Source organism: Actinoallomurus sp. NPDC052274 (assembly GCF_040679475.1).
Lineage (GTDB): Bacteria > Actinomycetota > Actinomycetes > Streptosporangiales > Streptosporangiaceae > Actinoallomurus > Actinoallomurus liliacearum.
In genome coordinates, this window is sequence record NZ_JBFAUT010000083.1 from 1 (window position 1) to 23722 (window position 23722).

Annotated in this window: 21 protein-coding genes; 16 read left to right on the forward strand and 5 right to left on the reverse strand. The window is 69.0% G+C overall.

All coding sequences use genetic code 11. From position 1 onward, the window contains the following. Positions 1-412 precede the first annotated feature (412 nt). The gene (locus AB0K82_RS40530; protein WP_364407811.1) at positions 413-811 is read right to left on the reverse strand and encodes a DUF5318 family protein; all 399 of its coding nucleotides are present in this window, start codon (positions 809-811) and stop codon (positions 413-415) included. 200 nt (positions 812-1011) lie between these two features. On the opposite strand from AB0K82_RS40530, the gene AB0K82_RS40535 reads away from it, so the two are divergent. From AB0K82_RS40535 to AB0K82_RS40570, 8 genes are all read left to right on the forward strand, one after another. Continuing rightward, positions 1012-1584, forward strand: coding sequence for a PadR family transcriptional regulator (locus AB0K82_RS40535; protein WP_364407813.1), 573 nt, complete (start codon positions 1012-1014; stop codon positions 1582-1584). A gap of 45 nt (positions 1585-1629) precedes the next feature. Next, on the forward strand, positions 1630-2709 hold the full coding sequence (locus tag AB0K82_RS40540; protein WP_364407815.1) for an inositol-3-phosphate synthase: 1080 nt from the start codon (positions 1630-1632) through the stop codon (positions 2707-2709). 549 nt (positions 2710-3258) lie between these two features. After that, the gene (locus AB0K82_RS40545) at positions 3259-5049 is read left to right on the forward strand and encodes an ABC transporter substrate-binding protein (RefSeq protein WP_364407818.1); all 1791 of its coding nucleotides are present in this window, start codon (positions 3259-3261) and stop codon (positions 5047-5049) included. Positions 5050-5208: 159 nt separating this feature from the next. After that, on the forward strand, positions 5209-6246 hold the full coding sequence (locus tag AB0K82_RS40550; protein ID WP_364407821.1) for an ABC transporter ATP-binding protein: 1038 nt from the start codon (positions 5209-5211) through the stop codon (positions 6244-6246). Positions 6247-6311: 65 nt separating this feature from the next. Then, positions 6312-7379 carry an oligopeptide/dipeptide ABC transporter ATP-binding protein gene (locus tag AB0K82_RS40555; protein WP_364407824.1) on the forward strand — a complete coding sequence of 356 codons (1068 nt, stop codon included), beginning with the start codon at positions 6312-6314 and terminating at the stop codon, positions 7377-7379. Beyond that, positions 7376-8335: an ABC transporter permease gene (locus AB0K82_RS40560; protein ID WP_364407827.1), complete on the forward strand. Its 960-nt coding sequence runs from the start codon at positions 7376-7378 to the stop codon at positions 8333-8335. Before AB0K82_RS40555 ends, AB0K82_RS40560 begins: the two co-directional genes overlap by 4 nt. A gap of 9 nt (positions 8336-8344) precedes the next feature. Next, positions 8345-9304 (forward strand): ABC transporter permease, encoded by a 960-nt coding sequence (locus AB0K82_RS40565; protein WP_364407830.1) that lies wholly within the window; start codon positions 8345-8347, stop codon positions 9302-9304. 73 nt (positions 9305-9377) lie between these two features. Further along, the gene (locus tag AB0K82_RS40570; RefSeq protein WP_364407833.1) at positions 9378-10682 is read left to right on the forward strand and encodes an MFS transporter; all 1305 of its coding nucleotides are present in this window, start codon (positions 9378-9380) and stop codon (positions 10680-10682) included. 16 nt (positions 10683-10698) lie between these two features. Here AB0K82_RS40570 and AB0K82_RS40575 read toward each other — a convergent pair whose 3' ends face one another. Both AB0K82_RS40575 and AB0K82_RS40580 read right to left on the reverse strand, forming a co-directional pair. Beyond that, complete coding sequence (locus tag AB0K82_RS40575; protein ID WP_364407836.1) at positions 10699-10797, reverse strand: DUF397 domain-containing protein; 99 nt, start codon at positions 10795-10797, stop codon at positions 10699-10701. Between the two features lie 10 nt (positions 10798-10807). Further along, complete coding sequence (locus AB0K82_RS40580) at positions 10808-11641, reverse strand: helix-turn-helix transcriptional regulator (protein WP_364407839.1); 834 nt, start codon at positions 11639-11641, stop codon at positions 10808-10810. A gap of 122 nt (positions 11642-11763) precedes the next feature. On the opposite strand from AB0K82_RS40580, the gene AB0K82_RS40585 reads away from it, so the two are divergent. Then, a complete protein-coding gene (locus AB0K82_RS40585) occupies positions 11764-12249 on the forward strand; it encodes an ATP-binding protein (RefSeq protein WP_364407842.1) in 486 nt (161 codons plus the stop codon). A gap of 207 nt (positions 12250-12456) precedes the next feature. Here AB0K82_RS40585 and AB0K82_RS40590 read toward each other — a convergent pair whose 3' ends face one another. Both AB0K82_RS40590 and AB0K82_RS40595 read right to left on the reverse strand, forming a co-directional pair. Next, entirely contained in the window at positions 12457-13827 is a 1371-nt protein-coding gene (locus AB0K82_RS40590) for an adenosylmethionine--8-amino-7-oxononanoate transaminase (RefSeq protein WP_364407845.1), read from the reverse strand. A gap of 42 nt (positions 13828-13869) precedes the next feature. Continuing rightward, positions 13870-15282 carry a CCA tRNA nucleotidyltransferase gene (locus AB0K82_RS40595; RefSeq protein ID WP_364407888.1) on the reverse strand — a complete coding sequence of 471 codons (1413 nt, stop codon included), beginning with the start codon at positions 15280-15282 and terminating at the stop codon, positions 13870-13872. A 133-nt stretch (positions 15283-15415) separates the two neighbouring features. Here AB0K82_RS40595 and AB0K82_RS40600 point away from each other — a divergent pair, with 133 nt between their 5' ends. The 7 genes from AB0K82_RS40600 to AB0K82_RS40630 all read left to right on the forward strand — a co-directional run bounded on the left by AB0K82_RS40600 (position 15416) and on the right by AB0K82_RS40630 (position 23625). Next, positions 15416-15937 carry a YbaK/EbsC family protein gene (locus tag AB0K82_RS40600; RefSeq protein WP_364407847.1) on the forward strand — a complete coding sequence of 174 codons (522 nt, stop codon included), beginning with the start codon at positions 15416-15418 and terminating at the stop codon, positions 15935-15937. A 45-nt stretch (positions 15938-15982) separates the two neighbouring features. Next, complete coding sequence (locus AB0K82_RS40605; RefSeq protein ID WP_364407849.1) at positions 15983-16459, forward strand: NUDIX domain-containing protein; 477 nt, start codon at positions 15983-15985, stop codon at positions 16457-16459. After that, positions 16456-18552 carry a DUF6049 family protein gene (locus tag AB0K82_RS40610; RefSeq protein ID WP_364407852.1) on the forward strand — a complete coding sequence of 699 codons (2097 nt, stop codon included), beginning with the start codon at positions 16456-16458 and terminating at the stop codon, positions 18550-18552. Before AB0K82_RS40605 ends, AB0K82_RS40610 begins: the two co-directional genes overlap by 4 nt. Further along, a complete protein-coding gene (murJ, locus tag AB0K82_RS40615; RefSeq protein ID WP_364407855.1) occupies positions 18545-20278 on the forward strand; it encodes a murein biosynthesis integral membrane protein MurJ in 1734 nt (577 codons plus the stop codon). The genes AB0K82_RS40610 and murJ overlap by 8 nt, the downstream gene beginning before the upstream one ends. A gap of 193 nt (positions 20279-20471) precedes the next feature. Next, on the forward strand, positions 20472-22052 hold the full coding sequence (locus tag AB0K82_RS40620) for an AMP-binding protein (RefSeq protein WP_364407857.1): 1581 nt from the start codon (positions 20472-20474) through the stop codon (positions 22050-22052). Between the two features lie 188 nt (positions 22053-22240). After that, positions 22241-22870: an RNA polymerase sigma factor SigM gene (sigM, locus tag AB0K82_RS40625; RefSeq protein WP_364407860.1), complete on the forward strand. Its 630-nt coding sequence runs from the start codon at positions 22241-22243 to the stop codon at positions 22868-22870. Continuing rightward, on the forward strand, positions 22867-23625 hold the full coding sequence (locus AB0K82_RS40630; RefSeq protein ID WP_364407862.1) for a hypothetical protein: 759 nt from the start codon (positions 22867-22869) through the stop codon (positions 23623-23625). The genes sigM and AB0K82_RS40630 overlap by 4 nt, the downstream gene beginning before the upstream one ends. Positions 23626-23722: the final 97 nt, after the last annotated feature.

The following is a 23722-nucleotide window of genomic DNA, read 5'->3' on the forward strand; positions in this document are numbered from 1 at the left end:
TCGGTGCGTACCGCCAATGTCGCGGCACTCACGCCTTTCCCCCTTCTGTCTCACCCGTTAAACAAATTTTTTTGAGGTCCGCCCGGACCGAAACGAACCAACCGCCGGCGCCCCGGGCCGCCGCCGCCACCTGAGCCTCCAGAGCCTCCGGGGCCGCCCGGACGACCGGGACCGCCCGGGCCGCCGGGGTGTGGCCGGGTGGGGACCGCAGGGAGGTGGGACCCGTCAACCTGCGGCTGCGGCCGGGTCGGGGCAGGTCCGGCAGACCCCGATCGACCGTACTCTGGCCCGTAATCGCTGCTGTAACTCACGCGACCTCGTTCACTGGGGTACGGCTTTTCAATCCGTCCGACAGTACTGTGTAGGCAAGTGAGCGGGGACCGCCTGCCGGGTGCACCGCGCTGCCGCGCGGCTACTCTCGGACGCTCCGCCCCTGGTCAGGAGCGTTCTCTCCGTAGCCAAGGACGTAGGACAGCGTCAGATGGTTCCAGGCACAACTTTGGCACACTTCAACCACATAGACCCGGAATTCACCGAATTCCCGGGCCATCTCCTGGAGCTCGTCCGTCGCCTTGACCCGCCCGGCGTATCGACCCAGTTCGTCCCCGTACACGTAGGTGACATGGGTGAGCCGCTCCTTCCTGCAGACAGGGCAGGGCTGGTCGGTGGGCTCGCCATGATACTTCGCGGCCCGCAGGAGGTACGGGTGTGCGTCACAGGCGTCCGCGACGGTCAGGCCGCCGGATGACAGCTCGGCCAACGTGGCCCGCCGGGCGAGCCCGTAGTCGACGACCAGTCGCTGGGACCACATGTCAGCAGACTACGACGCCCCACAACCCCGCATTCGTGACATTCCGGGCACTCTACGCGCGTTCTTCCTGACCACGGCCGTAATTTCCGGGTCGGCGCGCGCCCCCGCTTGCCATCTTCGGAGGGGGACCGTATCTTCCTGATGTATCGAGTCGATACATTCGAGCGATACATCGAGTCGAGCGATGGAGTGGAGGGATCATGAGGAGCAAGGCCGGCGTACTGGAACTCGCCGTTCTCGGCCTGCTTCACGAGTCCCCCATGCACGGGTACGAGCTGCGCAAGCGGCTCAACACCCTCCTCGGCATGTTCCGCGCGTTCTCCTACGGCACGCTCTACCCCTGTCTCAAGGGACTGCTCGAGCAGGGGTTGATCACCGAGGACGACGAGGAGCCCGCCGCGGTGCGCCCGGGTGGCACCCGGCGCTCGAAGATCGTCTACAAGCTCACGGCCGAGGGGAAGGAGCGCCTTCAGGAGCTCCTCTCCGAGGCCGGGCCCGCGTCCTGGGAGGACGAAGGGTTCGGAGTACATTTCGCCTTCTTCGCCCACACCCGCGCCGACGTACGGCTGCGGATCCTCGAAGGCCGGCGCAGCCGGCTGGAGGAGCGGCTGGAGAGCGTGCGCGTCGCACTGGCCCGCACGCGGGAGCGTGTCGACAACTACACGCTCGAGCTCCAGCAGCACGGGTTGGAGTCGGTCGAGCGCGAGGTCCGGTGGCTCAACGAGCTCATCGGGCGCGAACGCGCACAGCAAGCAGATGAGAACAACCGCTGAGGGCGCAAGGCGTCCCCCCGCACAAGAGAGCAAAGGAGCATCCGGATGGGTTCAGTGCGCGTGGCCATCGTCGGTGTCGGCAACTGCGCGAGCTCGCTCGTCCAGGGAGTCGAGTACTACAAGGACGCCTCGCCCGAGACTCGTGTCCCTGGTCTTATGCACGTTCAGTTCGGCGACTACCACGTCGGCGACCTGGAGTTCGTGGCCGCCTTCGACGTCGACGCCAAGAAGGTCGGCCGCGACCTGTCCGAGGCGATCGTCGCCAGCGAGAACAACACCATCAAGATCTGCGACGTGCCGCCGTCCGGCGTCACCGTGCAGCGCGGCCACACCTTCGACGGCCTCGGCGAGTACTACCGCGAGATCATCGAGGAGTCGGACGACCAGCCGGTCGACGTCATCCAGGTGCTCAAGGACACCCGGGCCGACGTTCTCGTGTCCTACCTGCCGGTGGGCTCGGAGGAGGCCGACCGCTTCTACGCGCAGTGCGCCATCGACGCCGGCGTGGCCTTCGTCAACGCGCTGCCGGTCTTCATCGCCAGCGACCCGGAGTGGGCGCAGAAGTTCACCGACGCGGGCGTCCCGATCGTCGGTGACGACATCAAGTCCCAGGTCGGCGCCACCATCACCCACCGCGTGATGGCGAAGCTGTTCGAGGACCGCGGGGTCGAGCTGCTGCGCACGTACCAGCTCAACTTCGGCGGCAACATGGACTTCATGAACATGCTGGAGCGCAAGCGCCTCCAGTCGAAGAAGATCTCCAAGACGCAGTCGGTGACCTCGCAGATCCCGCACGAGATGGCCAAGGCCGACGTGCACATCGGCCCGTCCGACCACGTGCCGTGGCTCGACGACCGCAAGTGGGCGTACGTCCGCCTGGAGGGCCGCTCCTTCGGCGACACCCCGCTGAACCTGGAGTACAAGCTCGAGGTCTGGGACTCCCCGAACTCCGCGGGCGTCATCATCGACGCGGTCCGCGCCGCCAAGATCGCCAAGGACCGCGGCATCGGCGGCCCGATCCTGTCGGCGAGCTCCTACTTCATGAAGTCCCCGCCGGTGCAGTACAGCGACGACCAGGCCCGCGAGGCCGTCGAGTCCTTCATCCGCGGTGAGGTGGAGCGCTGAGCCGGCGAGCGCTGAGCGAGGACCACCGCCGGGCTCACGCGATGTAGTGAGCCGGGGGTGTCAGGTGAGGGGCCCGTGCGCCAGGCGCACGGGCCCCTCACCTTTTCGCCTGCTCAGAGCCGGACCCCGGATTTCGTCGCGGTTACGGTAAGCACATACTGTTACGTCGGCTCGGCCAGATGCCGGGGACTGCTCCCCGGTGCGAGGCTGGGCCGTGCAGGCGAGCGACGGCCCCCGCCCAGGGCCGCTCCGGGCGCCTCCGGCGAGGAAGAGGAAGAGATCAGTGACTGGCGGGAAGGTGGCGTCGACTGGCGGTGCAAGTGATACGTGCCGCGATGCCCGTATCACACCTAGTGAGCATCTCATCACGAGGTTGTCTCACCTACTGCACAGTTAAGTAACTCGTCCCAATCTTTACCGATCTGAGCTGGACAGCGACCGGGACACAAAGGTGTTCTCCCACGGGGACGTGTCGAGAACCCGGCATGCCTGCCAACAAACGCATCACACCTAGCGCAACACGGCCGTAAGGCCGGATGGAGGGCGTTCATGACAGTCGAGAAGACGGGGTTGAAGGCAGCGGCCGCCATCGGCACGCTCGCCATCGCCCTCGCCGCGTGCGGCGGCGGAGGGTCGAAGGGGAGCTCGGATGACGGCACGCCCCAAAAGGGCGGCACGCTCAAGATCGCCGGTTCGTCGCCACCCGACCACGTCGACCCTGCGAGCGCCTACACCACGGTCAACCAGGGCTTCTCCCGCAACTGGGCGCTCACGCTCTTCGCGAACAAGGCCTCGAACAACTTCAGCGAGACCATCCCGAACTACCCGGACGCCGCGGCCGAGCTCCCCACCAAGGAGAACGGCGGGATCAGCGCGGACGGCAAGACCTACACGATCAAGCTGCGTGACGGTCTGAAGTGGAACACCAACCCGGCCCGTCCGGTCACGGCCGCCGACTTCGTGCGCGGTCTGAAGCGGACCTGCAACCCGGCCAAGCCCGCCGGCGCTCCGTACTACACGGACCTCATCGAGGGCATGGCCGACTTCTGCAAGGGCTACGCCAAGGTCGACCCCAAGTCCGCCAAGGCGATGGGGGACTACCAGGAGGGCCACGACGTCTCCGGCTACACGGCCAAGGACGACAAGACCCTGGTCGTCAAGCTGAAGCAGCCAGCCGGTGACTTCCTGAACATCATCGGCATGTCCTTCGCCTCGGCCGCGCCGAAGGAGTACGACAACTACATCCCGGACAGCCCGGAGTTCCGTCAGCACACGGTCTCCGACGGCCCGTACCAGATGACGTCGTACAGCGACAAGAAGTTCGTCCTCGAGCGCAACCCGAACTGGGACGCCGCCTCGGACAAGCTGCGCAAGGCGTACGTCGACCGCATCGAGGTCGACCTCGGCCAGGACTCCCCGGACCAGGTCCAGCAGCAGCTGGAGCAGGGCACGGCGGACCTCGCGTGGGACCAGCCGGTGCCGACCACCGCGATCCCGCGCCTGGCGCAGGACAAGAACAAGCAGTTCCGGCTGCAGGACAACCCGGCCGTCAACCCGTACATCGTCTTCAACCTGCTGAGCCCGAACAACAAGGGCGCGCTGGCGAAGAAGGAGGTCCGGCAGGCGATCGAGTACGCGATCGACAAGGTCGCGATCGCCAAGAACTACGGCGGCGTGAACGTGGCCCAGCCGGTCCACTCGGCGGTCGCCCCGGGCAACGTCGGCTACGACGCGAGCTTCAACCCGTACCCGACCCCGAACGACTCGGGCGACCCCGCCAAGTGCAAGCAGATGCTCGCGGCGGCCGGCTACGCGAACGGGCTCACGCTGAAGTTCCCGTACCGGACCAACAGCAACCACCCGCGCAACGCGCAGTCGATCCAGGCGAACCTCCAGGCGTGCGGCATCACCGTCCAGATGGCGCCGGACACCAACGGCAACTTCTACGGCACCACGCTGGTCACCCCGGCGGACGCCAAGGCCGGTAAGTGGGACATCGCCGCTCCGGGCTGGGGTCCGGACTGGTACGGCAACAACGGCCGTTCCGGCCTGCAGCCGCTGTTCGACGGCCGGGCGTACGGCCCGAACTCCGTCGACTACGGCGACTACAACAACCCGCAGGTCAACGCCGCGATCGACAAGGCGAACCAGGCGCAGTCCCCCACCGAGGCGCAGCAGGCCTGGCTGGAGGTCAACAAGCTGGTCATGGGCGATGCCGCCATCGTCCCGCTGATCACGCAGAAGTACTCGACCTACCAGGCGTCGCGGGTCCGCAACGCGCAGTTCCTGCCCGCCTTCCAGACCTATGACTACAGCCTGATCTGGCTGGCCAAGAAGTAGGTCCGCAACCCTGATGAAACGGCCGGGTGCGCCCCGCACGAGGCGTGCCCGGCCGTCATCATGCCGGGACGATGTCCCTATCACACACTCACTCTGGGTAATCTTCGATGGAACTCGCCCTGGCGCGTAACCCCTAACTCAGTTCTCGAAGGGGAGGACATGAGCCTTCTCGAGGTCACAGACCTAAAGGTCTCCTTCAACACCTCGGACGGCGTCGTACAAGCGGTTCGCGGAATGACCTTCAGCATCGACCGCGGCAAGACGCTCGGCATCGTCGGTGAATCCGGCTCCGGCAAGAGCGTCAGCACCCAGACCCTCATGGGTCTCACGCCGGGTGCGAAGGTCAGCGGTCAGGCACTCTTCGAAGGCCAGAACCTGCTCTCGATGACCCCCGACCAGCTCCGCCGGATCCGCGGCCCGCAGATCTCCATGATCTTCCAGGACCCGCTGTCCAGCCTGCACCCGCTCTACAAGGTGGGCTGGCAGATCATCGAGATGATCCGGGCGCACGAGCCGGACGTCTCCAAGGCCGCCGCGCGCAAGCGCGCGATCGAACTGCTCGGCATGGTCGGCATCCCGCAGCCGGACCGGCGGGTGGACGACTTCCCCCACCAGTTCTCCGGCGGTATGCGCCAGCGCGCGATGATCGCGATGGCGCTCGCGCTGAACCCGAAGCTCATCATCGCCGATGAGCCGACGACGGCGCTCGACGCGACCGTGCAGGCGCAGATCCTGGACCTCATGCTGCGCCTGCAGCGCGAGTTCGACACCGCTCTCATCATGATCACTCACGATCTCGGTGTGATCGCCGATCTGGCCGACGACGTCCTCGTGATGTACGCCGGCAAGCCGGTCGAGCACACCGACCGGCGGTCGCTGTACTACCGGTCCCACCACCCGTACACCGCGGGTCTGCTCCGGTCGATCCCGAGTGGCGCCGGTGTCCGCGGCGGCCGGTTGGTCCCCATCACGGGGCAGCCGCCGAGTCTCATCAACCCGCCTTCGGGCTGCGCGTTCCATCCTCGTTGCCCGTACGTCATGGACAAGTGCCGGGTCGACGAGCCACCGTTGCGAGAGGTGGCCGCGGGCCACGGGTCCGCCTGCTGGCTTCCGAAGGACGCGCTCGGTCTCGGCCCCGAGGCGGAGCAGTTGCGTGAGAGCGCCGTGGCAGCGGGCCGTACGAAGGAGGGCGCGTGAGCGAGCGGAGCGAGCGAACCAATGAGCGCAGCACCTCTGGTCTCTCCCCCAACGGAGGAGGGCGCGTGACTGACGCTAGCGGAGACGTCCTCGTCAAGGTCGAGAACGCCTACAAGCACTTCCCCATCAAACAGGGGATCATCTTCAAGCACGAGGTGGCGCGGGTCCACGCCGTCGACGGCGTCGACCTGGAGGTACGCCGTGGCGAGACCCTCGGCATCGTCGGGGAGAGCGGCTGCGGCAAGTCGACGCTGGCCCGCTGCATCACCGGCCTGCACCCGCTGACGAAGGGGCGGATCCTCTTCGAGGGCAAGGAGGTCGGCCCCACGCCGGACAAGGCGTTCCGGCGTGACGTTCAGATGATCTTCCAGGACCCGTACGGTTCGCTGAACCCGCGCCGCCGGGTCGGGTCGATCATCGGCGACCCGTTCGACATCCACGGGATCGCCGACGGCGCGGAGCGCAAGCGGCGGGTCCAGGAGCTGATGGAGCTCGTGGGTCTCAACCCCGAGCACTACAACCGGTTCCCGGCGGAGTTCTCCGGCGGTCAGCGGCAGCGCATCGGCGTCGCCCGTGCCCTTGCGCTCAAGCCGAAGCTGATCGTGTGCGACGAGCCCGTCTCGGCGCTGGACGTGTCGATCCAGGCGCAGGTGATCAACCTCCTGAAGGATCTGCAGGAGGAGCTCGGACTCACCTACATCTTCATCGCGCACGACCTGTCGGTGGTGGAGTACGTCTCCGACCGGGTCGCGGTCATGTACCTCGGCAAGATCGCCGAGAACGCCGAGGCCGAGGAGCTCTACGCCAAGCCCCGCCACCCGTACACCAACGCCCTGCTGTCGGCGGCGTCCATCGCCGACCCCGACGAGGCGGAGAAGCGCGAGCGGATCATCCTGACCGGTGACGTGCCGTCGCCGATCAAGCCGCCGTCCGCGTGCCGGTTCCACCCGCGCTGCCCGAAGGCGCAGGCGCTCTGCTCCACCGAGGACCCGATCCTGATCGCGCGCGAGGGCGACATCGCCGACCATCTGACCGCGTGCCACTTCCCCGTGCAGATCGGTGAGAACCTCGCCGAGGCGCAGGCCGGCATCGCCCAGGAGTCCACCGAGCCCACTCTGGGGGTGTCCGAATGAGTCTTACCGAGCTCACTGCCGACGCCATTCCGGCCGACGCCGAACCGAGCGGCCGGCAGATCCAGGGGCGCAGCCCGTTCAAGCTCGCCATGAGCCGGCTGATGCGCGACAAGGTGGCGGTCATCTCCGCGATCCTGCTGCTCCTCATCATCGTGTTCGCGATCGCGGCTCCGCTGTTCGCCTCCTGGACGCACCACCCGTACGCGGCGCAGTACCCCAACATCGCCCGCGACTCCTGGGGCCTGCCGAAGGGCCCGAGCAAGACCTTCTGGCTCGGCGCCGACCCGCTCGGGCGCGACGTGCTCGTCCGGGCCGCCTACGGCGCGCGGATCTCGCTGCTCGTCGGCGTCTCCGCGACGATCCTGGCCACCCTCATCGGCGTGACGGTCGGCGTGCTGGCCGGGTACATCGGCGGTGCCGTCGACACCGTGCTGGCACGCTTCATGGACGTCGTGCTGTCCTTCCCGTACCTCCTGGTCGCGATCGTCATCGCCACGACCTTCCGGCCGCACGCCACGTGGCTCAGCGTGACCATCACGATCGTCGTGATCGCGTTCTTCTCCTTCGCCGCCATGGCCCGCATCGTGCGCGGTCAGGTCATCTCGCTGAAGGAGAAGGAGTTCATCGAGGCGGCCCGGTCCCTGGGCGCCGGCCGGATGCGGATCATGTTCGTCGACATCCTGCCGAACCTCGTCGCGCCGGTCACGGTGCTCGCGTCGCTGCTCGTTCCGACGGCGATCGTGTTCGAGGCGACCCTGTCGTTCCTCGGGGTCGGCATCCAGCCGCCGATGCCCAGCTGGGGCAGCATGCTGAACGACGCGGACTACCGGAGCTCGCTGTGGCTCCTGTTCGTGCCGGGCGGGCTGCTGCTGCTGACGACCCTGGCGTTCAACCTGCTCGGAGACGGCATCCGCGATGCGTTCGACCCGCGCAGCGAGCGTCTCATCGGAAAGTAGGTCCTGACGATGCTTCGATTCATCATTCGGCGGGTACTCTTCGGGATCCTCGTCCTGTGGCTGGTCACCACCACCGTCTTCGGGCTGCTGCACATCTCGCCGACCCCGGTCGAGAAGATCATCGCCGGTCCGCGGGCATCCGCCGCGACGGTCGCGATGATCCGGCACAACCTGGGCCTCGACCGGCCCTTCCTGGTCCAGTACTGGAACTTCCTGAAGAACACCTTCACCGGTGACCTGGGCTACTCCTACGTCACGCAGGCGAAGGTCTCATCGATCATCGCGGACCGACTGCCGGCCACCCTCTGGCTGGTCGGCGGGGCGGCGGTCCTCTGGTTCGTCGGCGGCGTCGCCACCGGCGTGCTCAGCGCGACGCGGGCCCGCAGCCTCCTCGACCGGGCGTCCACGGTGTTCGTGCTGATCGGCCTGTCGGTCCCGCCGTTCCTGATGGCGCTCCTGACGCTGCTGCTGTTCTTCACCAAGTTCGGCGACTGGGGCATCCACCTGTTCCAGCCCGGCCAGTACACCTCGCCGCTGGAGGACCCGCAGCAGTTCCTGCAGCGCATGGTGCTGCCGTGGATCGCGCTGGCGTTCATGCTGGTGGCGACGTACACCCGGCTGACCCGCGGCTCGATGATGGACGTCCTCGGTGAGGACTACATCCGTACGGCGCGGGCCAAGGGCCTGTCCGAGCGGCGGGTCATCTACCGCCACGGCCTGCGGGCGGCCCTGACGCCCGTCATCACCCAGTTCGGCGTCGACCTCGGCGCGCTGATCGGCTCCACGATCGTCACCGAGAAGGTCTTCGGTCTGCAGGGCATCGGCCAGCTCGTCTACAACTCGATCGTCCAGGGCGACACCCCGGTCATCCTGGGTGTGACGCTGCTGACGGCACTGTTCGTGGTCGTCGCCAACCTGATCGTCGACATCGGATACTCCTTCCTCGACCCGCGCGTGCGCGTCGACTGACGGAGCTCGGCGGTCCGAACGGCCGGTCGTCCCCCCGGGGCGGCCGGCCGTTCGGCTGTTCTACGCTTGGGCGGTGTCCTACGCCGCCGACCTGCGCCTGGTCATCCGGGGTCAGGACTTCCGCCGCCTGTTCACGACCCGCGTCGTCTCGGCGCTGTCCGACGGCGTGTTCCAGGTGGGCCTCGCGGGCTACGTCCTGTTCTCCCCCGAGCAGCAGGCGACCGCCGTGGAGGCCGCCGCCACGGCCGCTGTGCTGCTGCTGCCGTACTCCGTGCTCGGCCCGTTCGCCGGGGTCTTCATCGACCGGTGGCGGCGCCGGCAGATCCTCGTCCGCGCCCCGCTCATCCGGGCCGTCGCCGTCGCCGTGACCGCGCTGCTGCTGGCGCTCGGCCAGGACGGCGTCCCGTTCTTCCTCGCCGCACTCGTCGTGTTCGCGGTGAACCGCTTCTTCCTGTCCGCGCTGTCGGCGGCACTGCCCCGCGTGGTCGGGGCGGCGGAGCTCATCACCGCCAACGCCGTGTCGGTCACCTCCGGGACGATGATGACCTTCGCCGGCACCGGGGTGGGGTACGTCCTGCGCGTCCTGTTCGGCGCCGGTCACTCCGGCACGGCCGCCGTCCTCCTCGCCTCCGCCGTCCTCTATGTCGCCACCGCGCTCATCGCCAGGCGCATGGGCCGCGACCGGCTGGGCCCGGACGGGAGCGAACTGCGGGCCGACACCCGTGAGGCGCTCGGACAGGTGCTGCACGGCCTCGTCGAGGGCGCCCGGCACCTACGGGACCGGCGGCCGGCCGCGGCGGCGCTCGGCGCGATCGGCGCGCACCGGTTCCTGTACGGCATCACCACGATCATGACGGTGCTGCTGTTCCGCAACTACTTCGCGAGCAGCGCGGAGGCCGGTCTCGGCGGCTTCGCGGTCGTCCTCGTCGTATCCGGGATCGGCTACTTCCTGGCGGCCGTGACGACCCCGCTCGTCACCGCCCGGATCCGCAAGGAGGCGTGGATCGCGGCCCAGCTCGCGTTCGCCGCCGTGGCCGAGGTGGTCCTCGCCGCGCCGTTCTCGCCGGGACCGTTCATCCTGGGTTCCTTCGTCCTCGGCCTGGTCTCGCAGGGTGTGAAGCTCTGCGTGGACACGATCGTCCAGACGACCGTGGCCGACGCCTTCCGCGGCCGGGTCTTCGCCCTCTACGACATGCTCTTCAACGGCATGTACGTGGCCGGCTTCGCCGTCGCCGCCGCCCTCCTGCCCGCCAACGGCAAGTCCTACGGCGTCCTCGCCCTCATCGGCGTCGGCTACGCCCTGTCGGCCCTGTCCTATCGCCTGTCGGCGGGCACCCCTTCGAGCGTCCCCACAGCCGACGGCCACACGGCTTCCTGACCGTCCCTTCGCGGGGCTACGCGCTGGCCCGCGTCTCGACGCGGACCTCGACGCAGTTGCTGATGTCGCCCTGAGAGTAACTCGCCTTGCGCCAGGGCATCTGAGGACCGGTCATGGGGGTGGACCTACCCTTCCTTCGCCAAGGCGGCGATCAGCGCCGCCGACTCACTCTCATCGAGCGCCCTATCAGCGATTCGCTGATACGCCCGTTTCACTGTATCCACTTGGTGCGCCGCCTCCAGGTAGAGATTGCCGCCCATGCCTTCGATGAAGATGACCTCAGGATCCTCCGGCGCGAACGTCAGGATCGTCATCGGACCATCGACATGGGCTCCCGCCGCGCTGAACGGCAGCACTCGGATGGAGACGTTCGGCCGTCGCGCCGTCGCGCGAAGCGCGTGCATCTGGTCGCGCATGATCTCGGGATCGCCGATGACCCGGCGCAGAACAGCCTCGTCGAGAATGATCTCGACCTGTGGCGCATTCGGCCGAGTGAGCAGCGTCTTGCGTGCCATGCGGGCCTGCAGCCGACGCTCGACGTCCTCCTGCAGCGCACCGCTCAAACCGAGAACCGCGCGGGCATAGTCCTCGCTTTGTAGCAGGCCATGCATGACTTGCGCCTCGTACGCCTGGATTCGGGACGCCTCGTCTTCGAGGGACACGTACGCGGTCGGCAGCACGTCGGTGAACGCCGTCCACCAGCCGCGTCGGCGCGCCTCGCGAGCGAGGTCGATGAGTGCGGCGCGGGTGGTGTCGTCGACACCGTACAGCTCGATGAGGTTGATGACGTGACTGAGGGGCGGCAGTGTCTCGCCGGCTTCGGTGCGGTAGACCTTCGCGGCCGACCAGCCGAGACGATTGGCGACTTCCTCAGCGGACAGGTTGGAGCGCTTGCGCAACTGTCGCAGCTCGGCCGCAAGACGGCGCTGCCGGACGGTAGGACTCGATTTCTTTGCCACGGGTTGAGTGTGTACCAATGCGCTGCGCGAAGGAAATCTGCGAGTCGCATTGCGATCAAGCTAACCGCGCAAGCATCATGTGGAACTAGCCCGTGACCGACCGACTACGGAGAGCTGAAATCATGACCGAGCCCCCATCGGTTTCCCGCACGCAGACCGTCTCCCGTAGGCCGTCGTTCCTCGCGCTCCGCGATCGGCCCGACGCGATCCACCGCGCCCGGGCGTTCGTCGGCGCTGCGATCTTCGGTCTGCCCTACGCCGCCGACGAGGTCGAACTGATCGCCGTTGAGCTGATCACGAACGCGCTACGTCACGCCGTCCGGAAACTGCCGATCGCCGAAGATCTGTGGCCGATCGGCGTACAGATGACCACCACGACTCGCTACTTGCACCTTGCCGTCACCGACCCCGACCACCGCCCCATGTACGCCGGCCACGAAGGTGGCCTCGAGACCGAGCATGGCCGAGGCCTCAGAATCGTCGACCATCTGGTCGCCGCGCGATGGGTCACTCACGCGGCCCACGGCAAGACCGTGCACGTCGTCGTCGCCGCATCCGGCGTGCAGCTGACGCCCACCGAGCTGCGGCAGTGCGGTGCCGGGGCGTGAGTTCCCGTAGAACTTGATCGCTGGCGGATGCTGCGCCCTATCGACAGTGCTCGCCAGGGATCAACGCGCTCGGTGCGGATACCGCCGGCAGGTCCGCATCGTGGTGACGGACGCCGGTAACCGGCTCTTACCCGCGATCGAGCGGGCCTGAGCCGAATTCGCCGAGGAGACACTGGGCCGGCGGGCGACGAGGAGCGCGAGGTCGTGCTAACCGCGCTGGAACGGGCCAGCGACCGGCTCCGCAGCCTGGTCGAGACTCCGAAAGGGTCCTGGTCGAGGACTGACAGCCGGCCGGCGGGTCGCCGCTCGCGCTCCCGCGAGCATCGCCCGGGTGATCCGGTCGATGTCCTCGGCGGTGCAGACGTACGGCGGCATCGTGTAGATCAGGTTGCGGAAGGGCCGCAGCCACACGCCCTGCGCCATGACGGCGTCCTGGACGGCGCCGACGTCGACGGGGTCGGTCAGCTCGATCACGCCGATCGCCCCGAGCACCCGGACGTCGACGACCCCGGGCAGGTCCCAGGCGGGCCGCAGGCCGGCCGTGAGCAGCTTCTCGATCCCGGCCACCTCGGCCCGCCAGTCGCGCTGCCGCAGCAGTTCGATCGACGCGATGGCGACGGCGCAGGCGAGCGGGTTGGCCATGTACGTCGGGCCGTGCATCAGCACGCCGGCCTCGCCGTCGCTGATGCCGCGGGCGACCCGGTCGGTGCACAGAGTGGCGGCCATGCTCAGATAGCCGCCGGTGAGCGCCTTGCCCACGCACATGATGTCCGGGCTGATCCCGGCCCGTTCGCAGGCGAACAGCGTGCCGGTCCGGCCGAACCCGGTGGCGATCTCGTCGAGGATCAGCAGCACGTCGTGCCGGTCGGCGAGCTCACGCAGCAGGCGGACGTACGCCGGGTCGTAGAACCGCATGCCGCCCGCCCCCTGGACGACCGGTTCGACGATGATGGCGGCCAGCTCGTGGGCGTGGGCGGCGACGACGCTCTCCAGCTCCGCGGCGTACGTGGGCACGTACGCGGTCTCGTACGGGGCCGGGGGCATGGGCGCGAAGACATGGGCGGGCAGCAGGTCCGTGAACAGGTGGTGCATGCCGCCGACCGGGTCGCAGACCGCCATCGCGCCGAAGGTGTCGCCGTGGTACCCGCCGCGCACGGTGCACAGCCGGGTCTTGCCCGTGCGGCCCCGCGACCGCTGGTACTGCAGGGCCATCTTGATCGCGACCTCGACGGAGACCGAGCCCGAGTCGGCGAAGAACACCTTCGTGAGCGGCTCCGGCGTGCAGTCGACCAGCAGCTCCGCGAGGCGTACGGCCGGAGGGTGGGTGAGGCCGCCGAACATCACGTGGGCCATCGCGGCGAGCTGCCGGGTGAGGGCCGCGTCGAGGACGGGATGGGCGTACCCGTGGATCGCCGCCCACCACGACGACATCCCGTCGACCAGCTCCCGGCCGTCGGCGAGGGTCAGGCGTACGCCCTGCGCCGCGACGACCGGGTGCACCGGCGTCGTCGCCGGCATGGGGGCGTACGGGTGCCAGATGTGCTCCCGGTCGAACGCGAGGAGTTCCTCAAGGCCCATGCGACCCAATGATCGCATCCGGAGCGGCGCCGCGCGGGGATCTCAGCCCTGCTCGCGAGCCCACGCGCGGAGCGCCTCCGCCGCGGCCTCCTTGCCGATCGGACCGCGGTCGAGCCGCAGGTCGAGCAGGAACTTGTACGCCTTGCCGACGGCCGGACCGGGCTGGATGCCGAGGATCTGCTGGATCTCGTTGCCGTCCAGCTCCGGCCGGATCTTGGAGAGCTCCTCCTCCTGCCGCAGGCGGGCGATCCGCGCTTCGAGCCGGTCGTACGTGCGGGCCAGCGCGGCGGCCTTGCGCCGGTTGCGGGTGGTGCAGTCGGCCCGGGTTAGCTTGTGCAGCCGCGGCAGCAGGTGTCCGGCGTCGCGTACGTAGCGGCGCACCGCCGAGTCGGTCCACTCGCCCGTGCCGTAGCCGTGGAAGCGCAGGTGCAGCTCGACGAGACGGGAGACGTCGGCGACGACGTCCTTCGGGTGGCGCAGCGCGGTGAGCCGGCTCTTGGTCATCGCCGCGCCGACCACCTCGTGGTGGTGGAAGGTCACGCGGCCGCCGTCGACGAACGAGCGCGTCTTCGGCTTGCCGATGTCGTGCAGCAGCGCGGCCAGCCGCAGCACGAGGTCCGGGCCGTTCTCCTCCTGGGCGATCGCCTGCTCGAGCACGATCAGGGAGTGCTCGTAGACGTCCTTGTGCCGGTGGTGTTCGTCGATCTCCAGCCGGAGCTTGGGGAGCTCGGGCAGCACCCGCTCGGCCAGGCCGGTGTCGACCAGCAGTGTGAGGCCGGCACGCGGGTGGGCGCCGAGCAGCAGCTTGGACAGCTCGTCGCGGACCCGCTCGGCCGAGACGATCTCGATGCGGTCGGCCATCGCCTTCATCGCGGCCACGGTCTCGGGGGCGACGGCGAAGCCGAGCTGCGCGGCGAACCGCGCGGCGCGCATCATCCGCAGCGGGTCGTCGCCGAAGGAGTCCTCGGGGCGTCCGGGGGTCCGCATGACCTTCTGCCTCAGGTCCCGCAGGCCGCCGAAGGGGTCCACGAACTCGTGCCCCGGCAGGCGGGCGGCCATGGCGTTCACCGCGAAGTCGCGCCGGGCGAGGTCGCCATCGAGGGAGGTGCCGTACGTCACCTCCGGCTTGCGCGAGTCGGGGTCGTAGGACTCGCTGCGGTACGTGGTGATCTCGAGCTGGTGGTCGCCCTTGCGCAGGCCGATCGTGCCGTACTCGATGCCGATCGTCCAGACGGCGTCCGCCCAGCCCTCGATGATCTCCAGGACCCGGTCGGGATGGGCGTCCGTCGCGAAGTCCAGGTCGTTGACCGGACGGCCGAGCAGGGCGTCGCGAACCGGGCCGCCGACGAGGGCGAGTTGGTGCCCCGCGTCCGCGAAGCGCCGGCCGAGGTCGTCGGCGAGGGGCGTCACGCGCCGCAGCAGCTCTCGGACTGCCGCGTGCTGGTCGGAGGTCACGTCATGGTCGTTCGGCACGGCAATCGAGCCTAAGTCCTCGCACGTGGCGGGCAAAACGCGAATCACCGCGCGGGTGATCCGCTATTAGCCGGAAATCGGGGTAAATCTCATGGACAGGCACGGAGACCACGCGATGAAGGACGCACTTTCCATCCATCGGCTCCTGCTGGAGCGCCAGATGACTCACGAGATCGTACGCCTGCCGAGACACATCGGCTCCGCGGACGATCTTCCGGAGGTGCTCGGCCTGCCGCCGTCCCGATGTCTGTGCACGCGGGTCTACCTCCCGTACGAACCCGGCCGGCTGTACACCGCGCACCATCCCCTCGTCGCGGTGATCGTGACGGCGGGCACCCGGCCCGCGCCGTCCGCCGTGGCCGACGCCCTCGGCGTCCCTGAGATACGCCCGGCGCCGGTCGACCTGGTGAACGAGGTCACCGACTACGCGGCGGACCTGGTGGCGCCGCTGCTGCTGCCCGCCGAGGTCACCACGCTGGTGGACCAGCGGGCGGCGCACGGCGACGAGGTCGTCTACACCACCACGGGAGAGCCCTGGACGGCCCTGGGAATCCACACTCTCGACCTGTTCGCGCTCTGTGACGCGAAGCCCACGCCGATTCCCTGCACGCACGCCCACGAAGGCCCCGAGTCCTAGCGATCATTGACCGAGGACGTACGCGCGGCTACTACGATTGCGGCCGTGTCCCGCCCGCGCAGACCGAGTCGTCGGCCCGCCGGCCCGCCGGGCCGTCACCGCGAGGAGACGTCGGCGGGCGGCCTGGTCGTCGACACGGCAGTCACCCCACGAGCCGCGTTGATCGCCAGGTACGACCGCGACGGCAGGCTCCTGTGGTCGCTGCCGAAGGGGCACCTCGAGGCCGACGAGACGATCGAGGAGGCGGCCGTGCGTGAGGTCGAGGAGGAGACCGGCATCCGCGGCCGGATCATCGCCCCGCTCGGCAGCGTCGACTATTGGTTCTCCGTCGACCGGAGACGGGTGCACAAGACCGTGCACCATCATCTGCTGATCGCCGTCGGAGGCACCCTCTCGGACGGCGACGCGGAGGTCGCCGAGGTCGCCTGGGTGCCGCTCGCCGAGGTCGCCGGCCGTCTCGCCTACGCCGACGAGCAGGCGCTCGTCGCCAAGGTGCCCGAGCTGCTCGCGGGCACCGCATGAAGCGGCTCCTCGCCCTCGTCGTCCCGCTGGTGCTGACCGGAGCCCCGGCGTTCGCCGCCACCCCGCCTCCGCACCGCACCACGCACACCGGCCACGCCACGGCCCCCGAACGCGCCTCCCGCGCCAGGCAGCCCGCCGGCAAGCTGCCCGTCAACGTCGTCGTCGACTCGATAAGCCCGAGCTACCTGCAGCAGCGCTCCGAGACCCTCCGGCTGAAGGGTCAGGTGCAGAACCAGTCCGACAACGCCTACCAGCGGCTCTCCATCCGCCTCGTCTACTCCACGCAGAGCGTGGGCAGCCGCGGAGCGCTCCAGGCGTACGCCGACGGGAAGACCGCCGACCCGTCCCTGCTCGGCAAGACACAGGTCGTGCCGGCCGCCGCGCAGCCGGGCGGCCATCAGCAGTGGGCGCTCGCGCTGCCCGTCAGCCGGATGCGCCTGCCCGGGTCCGGCGTCTACCCGATCGCCGTCGAGGCGGTGAACTCCATCAACCAGGTCGTCGGCCGCCAGCGCACGCTCATCACCTACTTCCCGAAGACCACGTTCGCCCAGAAGACCAAGGTCTCGTGGGTCTGGCCGGTGATCGACCAGCCGCACCGCGCCGACGACTCGACGTTCGTGGACGACCGGCTGGAAAGCGCGCTGGGCGCCGGAGGGCGGCTGAACGACCTGGTGACGGCGGCGGCCTCGCCCGCGTACAAGGAGGTCAGCTGGCTCGTCGACCCCGCGCTGGTGGACGACGTCGCCCAGTTGGCGAACAAGGACGGCTACAGCGTCAAGGACGCCCACAAGCCGAAGAGCGCCACCGCGCAAGCCTGGCTGCAGATCCTGCAGACCTCCCTCGCCCGCAAGAACGTCATCGCCACGCCGTACGCCGACCCGGACGTCATGGCGCTGTCGCGCGCCGGCCTGGGTCAGCACGTCAAGACCGCCGTCGACGCGGTGCCGTCCGCTCTCGGCCGGGCGAACATGCCCCGGGAGAACACGACGGTGGCGGTGCCACCGGACGGCGCCGCCGACCAGCGGACCCTGAACGATCTCGTCAAGGCCGGGGCCGGCACCATCCTCCTGAACAGCACCGTCCTGCCCAACCTGCAGGCTCAGAGCTACACCGCGAATCCACAGACCACGAAGAAGATCAACGGCAAGAACGTCCGGCTCATCGCGTACGACGACACGATCAGCAAGGTCCTCGCCGCGGAGACCGACGAGCCGGGGGGAGCGGTGCTCGCCGAGCAGCGGTTCCTCGCCGAGACGGCCATGATCACCAGTGAGCGGCCGGCCGACCCGCGCACCGTGGTCATCGTGCCGCCACGCCGGTGGAGCCCGGGCGCGGCCTTCGCCAAGAAGCTGCTGAACATCTCCGCGCACGCACCGTGGATGCGCATGGTCTCGCTGGACGCCGTCGCGAAGCAGCGGAAGTCGGAGCCGCGCACCTTCGTGCCGCCGAAGAGCCAGAACGGCCTGTCGAAGCGCTACCTGAAGCCGGTGAAGGACCTCAGCCTGGAGGCGTGGCGGTTCACCATGGTCTTCCAGCCCCCGGCGAGCGGGTTCACCCTCGGCGTCGCGCGGGCCGAGTCGTCGGCGTGGGCCGACCAGACCCGAAGCGGACTGCGGCTGCGGCAGACGCTGGAGACCCAGCTCCGCGCCGCCCAGGGCAAGATCAAGGTGCTCAAAAACGACCACTTCGACCTGGCGGGCAAGTCCGGGCAGGTGCCGATCACGGTCTCCAACGGGCTCGAGCACGGCACCGTGAAGATCAAACTACGCGCCGTCTCGCAGAACGACACGCGGCTCCACGTCGAGGGCCCGGGGGCGAAAGAGAGTGAGATCACGCTCGAGGCCGGCCACAAGGAGACGGTCAACCTCTACATGAAGGCGGCGGCCAACGGCCCCGCCTACGTCTACCTGGACCTGCTTGGCCCGGACGGGCAGCCGTTCACCACGACCGCGGTGCTCCAGGTCCGCGCGACCGCGTACGGGCGAACCGCGCTGCTCATCACCGGTATCTCACTTGCCGTAGTCTGCGTCGGCGTCGGATATCGCGTGATACGGCGCCGAGGCGACGAAGCGGAGGACACGACGGGTGGCTGAGGCACAACCAGGTCCCGAGGCCGCGGTGACGCGGGTCGATCTCCCGGCGATCTCCCCAGAGGAGCCCGCCGAGGAGCCCGGCCGCCGCGGCGGAGTCAGCGGACTACTGAAGTCCAGCGCCGTCATGGCCCTGGGCACGATCGCGTCCCGGCTCACCGGCTTCATCCGCACGGCGGTGCTCGTCATCGCGCTGGGCACCCATGCGCTCGGTGACGTCTACAACACCGCGAACACCTTCCCAAACGTCATCTACGACCTGCTCCTCGGCGGCGTGCTCACCGCCGTGCACGTCCCGATGCTGGTGCGCGCGCTGGAGAAGGACCGCAAGTACGGCGAGGAGTACGAAGCGCGCCTGCTGACGCTCGTCCTCGGCGCGCTGCTGGCGCTGACGGCGATCGCGATGGTGTGCGCGCCGCTGCTCGTCGACCTGTACGCCGGCTCGTACGACAAGCAGAAGCACGACCTGGCCGTCCTCTTCGCGCTGTTCTTCCTGCCGCAGATCTTTTTCTACGGCGTCGGCGCGCTGGCCGGCGCGTCGCTCAACGCCCGGGGCAGCTTCGCCGCGCCGATGTGGACGCCGGTCCTCAACAACGTCGTCGTGATCGTGATCGGCGTCGCGTTCCTCTTCGTCGCCGGCCGGGGCGTCGGCCCGGCGAACATCACGCACACCGAGATCCTGCTGCTGGCGGGCGGCACCACGCTCGGCATCGTGATCCAGACGATCGCCATGTGGCCGTCCCTGCGGAAGGTCGGCTTCCGGTACCGGCCGCGGTTCGACTTCCGCCGTGAGGAGCTCGCACCGGTCGGCGGCATGGCGCTGTGGACGCTGCTGTACGTCGCGATCCAGCAGGTCGGCTTCGTCGTCAACACGAACATCGCCAACGGCGCCGGTGACAAGGGCGCCCGCGAAGGCATCACCTACGGCGTCGGGCTCACGCCGTGGAGCAACGCGTACCTGCTGTTCCAGCTCCCGTACGCGATCGTCGGCGTCTCGGTGGTCACGGCGCTGCTGCCGCAGATGAGCCGGCACGCCTCCGAGCGACGGTACGACCTGGTCCGCGAGAACATGTCCTCCGCGCTGAACCTGTCGTCGGTGGTGATCGTGCCGTCCGCCGCGCTGCTGTTCGCCTTGGCGCCGGAGATGACCACGCTGTTCTTCGCGCACGGCTCCACGAAGATCTCCGACGCGCTGATGATCGCCAACGTGCTGCAGGCGTTCACGTTCGCGCTGGTGCCGTTCGCGATCTACCAATTGCTGCTGCGGGTCTTCTACGCGCTCGCCGACACCCGCACGCCGGCGTTCATGGCCGTCTTCAACGTCGCGATCAGCATCACCCTCGGCCTGATCGGCTCCCACACGCTGCCCACGGACAAGATCGTGATGGGCATCTCCATCGCCCTGGGCGTGTCCTGGACATTCGGCTGCTTCGTGGCGGCCTTCATCCTGCGCCGCCGGCTGAACGGCCTCGGTGCCCGGCACATCGTCACGTCGCATATGAAGATCGCGGTCGCGACGGTCCCGGCGCTGTTGTTCGCGCTCGCCGTGCACCTGGTCAGCTTCAAGTTCTTCTACTACAACGTTCTGTCGTCGCTGGGCGTTCTCGCGATCGGCGGAGGCGGGGCAATGGTGCTGTACTTCCTGGTCGCGCGGCTTCTGCGGATCCCCGAGATGGAATCGCTGCAACGAACCATGATGGCCAGATTGCCCGGTCGTGGGGCGAGTTAGGAGGCGCTGCCCGTAAGGTGGGAGAGCGCGACTCGCGCCGGGTAGTAATCCATCGACGCTCCTCGAGCGTCCTACCATCGGGCGGGATTGTGATGAAGTCTTCCTCCGTCCATAAGGGAACGAGGGAGGGTCGAAGGCGTAAGGGAGCCACGGCACTGATGATGGGATGCGACCACCTACGCCGGACGCCGCGTTGAGCACGTCCGTCATCGAACCCGGAACCCGCCTCGCCGGTCGGTATCGTCTTGACGACCGTGTCAGCGAAGCGGGCGGCTCCACATTCTGGAAGGCGACGGACGAGATCCTCGCCCGTTCGGTCGCCGTGCTCACCTTCGCGCCCGGCTTCCCCCGGGTGAACGACGTGGTGACCGCGGCCCGCGCCGCGAGCCGTCTCACCGACCCGCGCCTCACCCAGGTCTTCGACGCCGATGACAGCGGCGAGCGGGCATACGTCGTCAGCGAATGGGTCACCGGCGAGACCCTCGAGGACCTCCTCGCCCAGGGGCCCATGGAGGCCGACCGGGCCGCCGCATTCCTGCTCGAGGCCGCCGAGGCACTGACCTCGGCGCATGCCGCGGGCCTGGCCCACCTCTGCCTCACCCCCCACAATCTCGTCTGGACCAGCGGCGGCACCGTCAAGATCACCGGACTGGGCGTCGAGGCCGTCCTGTCCGGTGCGGAGTCCGACACGCCGGCACTGGACGACGTGCAGGGGCTCGGCGCCATGCTGTACGCGGCGCTCACCGGCCACTGGCCCGGCGGCGAGGGCACCGTCCTGCCGCCCGCGCCGACCGGGCCGGACGGACGGCCACTGCCGCCGAGCCAGGTCCGCGCGGGCATCCCGCACAACCTCGACGCGGTCGTCGGCCGGGCGCTGGGCCTGGCCGTCCCCGGCGCTCCGGAGCGGTTCGACTCCCCCGCGGCCTTCGCCGACTCCCTCGCCAAGGTCCCCCGGTCCCCGCTGCCGTTCGTGCCGCTCGTCGGCTCGACGCCGCCGTCGGTCGTGTCACGGCCCGACAGCAACCCGGACGGTACGGCGAAGATGTCCGCCCCGGCGGCCCAGCCGATCCCGCCGGTGCAGACCGTGCCGGACAGCGCCCGGATGCGCCCTCCGCAGCCACCACAGCGGACGCAGTCGCCGCAGCAGCACACGACCGGCGGTCACCGCGCCGGGGGCGGCCAGGGCTCGTTCAACAAGCCTCTCGTGGCCGTCGTCGTCGTGGTCGTGCTCATCGTGGTCGCCGTCGGCGGCTGGGCCCTCTCCCGAATGGGCGACGACAACGGCGACAAGAACGCCAAGGGCCGCACGACGACCAGCCCCAGCCAGCCCGCCCAGCCGGTCTCCACCAAGCTCAAGCCGGACAAGGCGGAGGTGCTCGACCCACGTGGCCGCGATGACACCGCTCGGCAGAACCCCGAGTACGCGATCGACGGCAAGAGTTCGACCGTCTGGAAGAGCCAGTTCTACACCGACGCCCACTACGGCAAGCTGCAAAGCGGCCTGGGACTGCTCGTCGACATGGGCAAGACGACGACGGTCGACAAGGTGGTCGTCAAGGCTCCGAACGGCGGTGCCGGCACCCTGGAGATCCGGGTCGGCGACTCCGGCACCCAGTCCATGACGAAGGTGGGCGAGGGCTCCGGCACGGGAACGGACAGCATCGACGCCAAGAACGCCAAGGGCCGGTACGTCCTGCTCTGGTACACAAAGCTGCCGACTTTCGGCCGATACATGATCGAGCTGAAAGACGTCGAGGTGTACGGATCGCGATGATCCCGTCACAAGGGGCGTGACGGTACCGGGGCGGCTACCATCGTGAGCGTGTTGAGGACCCCCTTTGTCGTCGAATCACGTGCACGCCGGGCACGGCGGCAGATTCGAGAGGGGGACTCAGGGGGAACACGCTGGGCGAGGCGGTACACCATCGGCGGGGTCGCCGGGTACGGAGCGGGCTGACGAAAATGGCGGTCATACGCGGGGGACATTCGGTCGAGGCCGTTCCGGACAAAGAGCTGCTGTCGCGGCACGCGAATGGCGACCCGTACGCGTTCTCCGAACTCGTACAGCGGCACCGCGACCGCATGTGGGCGGTCGCACTCCGCACGCTCGGCGACCATGAGGAGGCCGCTGACGCCCTCCAGGACGCCTTCCTGTCGGCGTACCGCGCGGCCGGCCGGTTCCGCGGTGACGCGGCCGTCACGACCTGGCTGCACCGCATCGTCGTCAACGCCTGCCTCGACCGGGTGCGCCGGCGCTCCATCCGGCCGGTCGTGCCGATGGGCGACGACGCCACGCTCGACTCCGTCGCGCCGAAGAACTCCGACCCCACCTCCACCCACGAGCTGTCGCTCGACGTGAACGAGGCGCTGCAGCGCATACCCTTCGAACAGCGGGCGGCGCTCGTACTGGTCGACATGATGGGGTACGCCGTCGACGAGGCCGCCAGGGTCCTGGAGGTCCCGCCGGGCACCATCAAGAGCCGGTGCGCGCGCGGCCGCGCCCGTCTCGCACCGCTTCTCGGGCACCTACGGAACCAGGGACGCGGCTCGGGCGTCGAATCTGCGGAGGAAGGAGGTGGCACATCCGCGTGACTGCCGCACACCTTGACTACGAAGCGCTGGCCGACCTCGCCGAGGGGATTCTCGACGATGCCACGGCCACATCCGCAGAAGAACACCTGACCGAGTGCGCCGAATGTCGTGATCGGGCCACTGAGGTCGCGGAGGTGTCCCGCGTTCTCGCGGAGGCACCCACCCCGCCGATGCCCGCACACCTGGTCGAGCGCCTCGACGCGGCGATCGCCGCCGAGGCGGCGTCCAACGTGCCGGTGCATCGGCACGCCCGGCGGTTTCAGTTCCTCGCCGCGGCGGCGGCCGCCGTGGTGGTCGTCGGCGGTGGAGGAGTCATCGCCCGCACCGTCCTGGAGAACGGCGACTCCAACAGCGCGACGGTCTCCCAGCGACCGGTGGAGGATCCCTCTCGTCCGCGTACGGGAGGCGCCCGGGCCCAGCCTCGCCCGGCCCGGTCCGTTCCGTTCACCGCCGTACGGAGCGGGACCCGCTACACCTCGGCCGGGCTCGAGTCGCAGGTCGCCTCGGCACTGTCCACGTCGACCGTCAACCGCGCGCTGAACGCGGTGACTCCCGGGTCGTTGACGGACTGTGTCGGCCGGGTGAGCGCCGGGAAGGCCCCGCTGCTCGTCGACTCGGCCACCTACGAGGGCCGTCCGGCGACGGTGATCGCGCTGCCGGGTGCCGACGCCGGGCGTGCCGACGTCTGGATCGTCGGGGCGAAGTGCTCCGCCGATGACCCGGACCTGATCGCGCACCGGCAGATCACCCGCTGATCCTCGCGCGTCGCAGGCCGCATCGCCCTCTTGTTCGCGGGGCGGTGCGGCCTGCGACGCGTACACGCGCGGGAAGAGCTGCGCGCGTGCCTGAGCG

What these genes read in the sequence shown, in the direction of transcription:
- AB0K82_RS40590 (WP_364407845.1), bottom strand. Translation starts at nt 13,827, where the DNA reads ATGGGCCTTGAGGAACTCCTCGCGTTCGACCGGGAGCACATCTGGCAC.
- AB0K82_RS40545 (WP_364407818.1), top strand. Translation starts at nt 3,259, where the DNA reads ATGACAGTCGAGAAGACGGGGTTGAAGGCAGCGGCCGCCATCGGCACG.
- AB0K82_RS40560 (WP_364407827.1), top strand. Translation starts at nt 7,376, where the DNA reads ATGAGTCTTACCGAGCTCACTGCCGACGCCATTCCGGCCGACGCCGAA.
- AB0K82_RS40530 (WP_364407811.1), bottom strand. Translation starts at nt 811, where the DNA reads ATGTGGTCCCAGCGACTGGTCGTCGACTACGGGCTCGCCCGGCGGGCC.
- AB0K82_RS40565 (WP_364407830.1), top strand. Translation starts at nt 8,345, where the DNA reads ATGCTTCGATTCATCATTCGGCGGGTACTCTTCGGGATCCTCGTCCTG.
- AB0K82_RS40550 (WP_364407821.1), top strand. Translation starts at nt 5,209, where the DNA reads ATGAGCCTTCTCGAGGTCACAGACCTAAAGGTCTCCTTCAACACCTCG.
- AB0K82_RS40575 (WP_364407836.1), bottom strand. Translation starts at nt 10,797, where the DNA reads ATGACCGGTCCTCAGATGCCCTGGCGCAAGGCGAGTTACTCTCAGGGC.
- AB0K82_RS40585 (WP_364407842.1), top strand. Translation starts at nt 11,764, where the DNA reads ATGACCGAGCCCCCATCGGTTTCCCGCACGCAGACCGTCTCCCGTAGG.
- AB0K82_RS40610 (WP_364407852.1), top strand. Translation starts at nt 16,456, where the DNA reads ATGAAGCGGCTCCTCGCCCTCGTCGTCCCGCTGGTGCTGACCGGAGCC.
- AB0K82_RS40535 (WP_364407813.1), top strand. Translation starts at nt 1,012, where the DNA reads ATGAGGAGCAAGGCCGGCGTACTGGAACTCGCCGTTCTCGGCCTGCTT.
- AB0K82_RS40540 (WP_364407815.1), top strand. Translation starts at nt 1,630, where the DNA reads ATGGGTTCAGTGCGCGTGGCCATCGTCGGTGTCGGCAACTGCGCGAGC.
- AB0K82_RS40600 (WP_364407847.1), top strand. Translation starts at nt 15,416, where the DNA reads ATGAAGGACGCACTTTCCATCCATCGGCTCCTGCTGGAGCGCCAGATG.
- sigM (WP_364407860.1), top strand. Translation starts at nt 22,241, where the DNA reads ATGGCGGTCATACGCGGGGGACATTCGGTCGAGGCCGTTCCGGACAAA.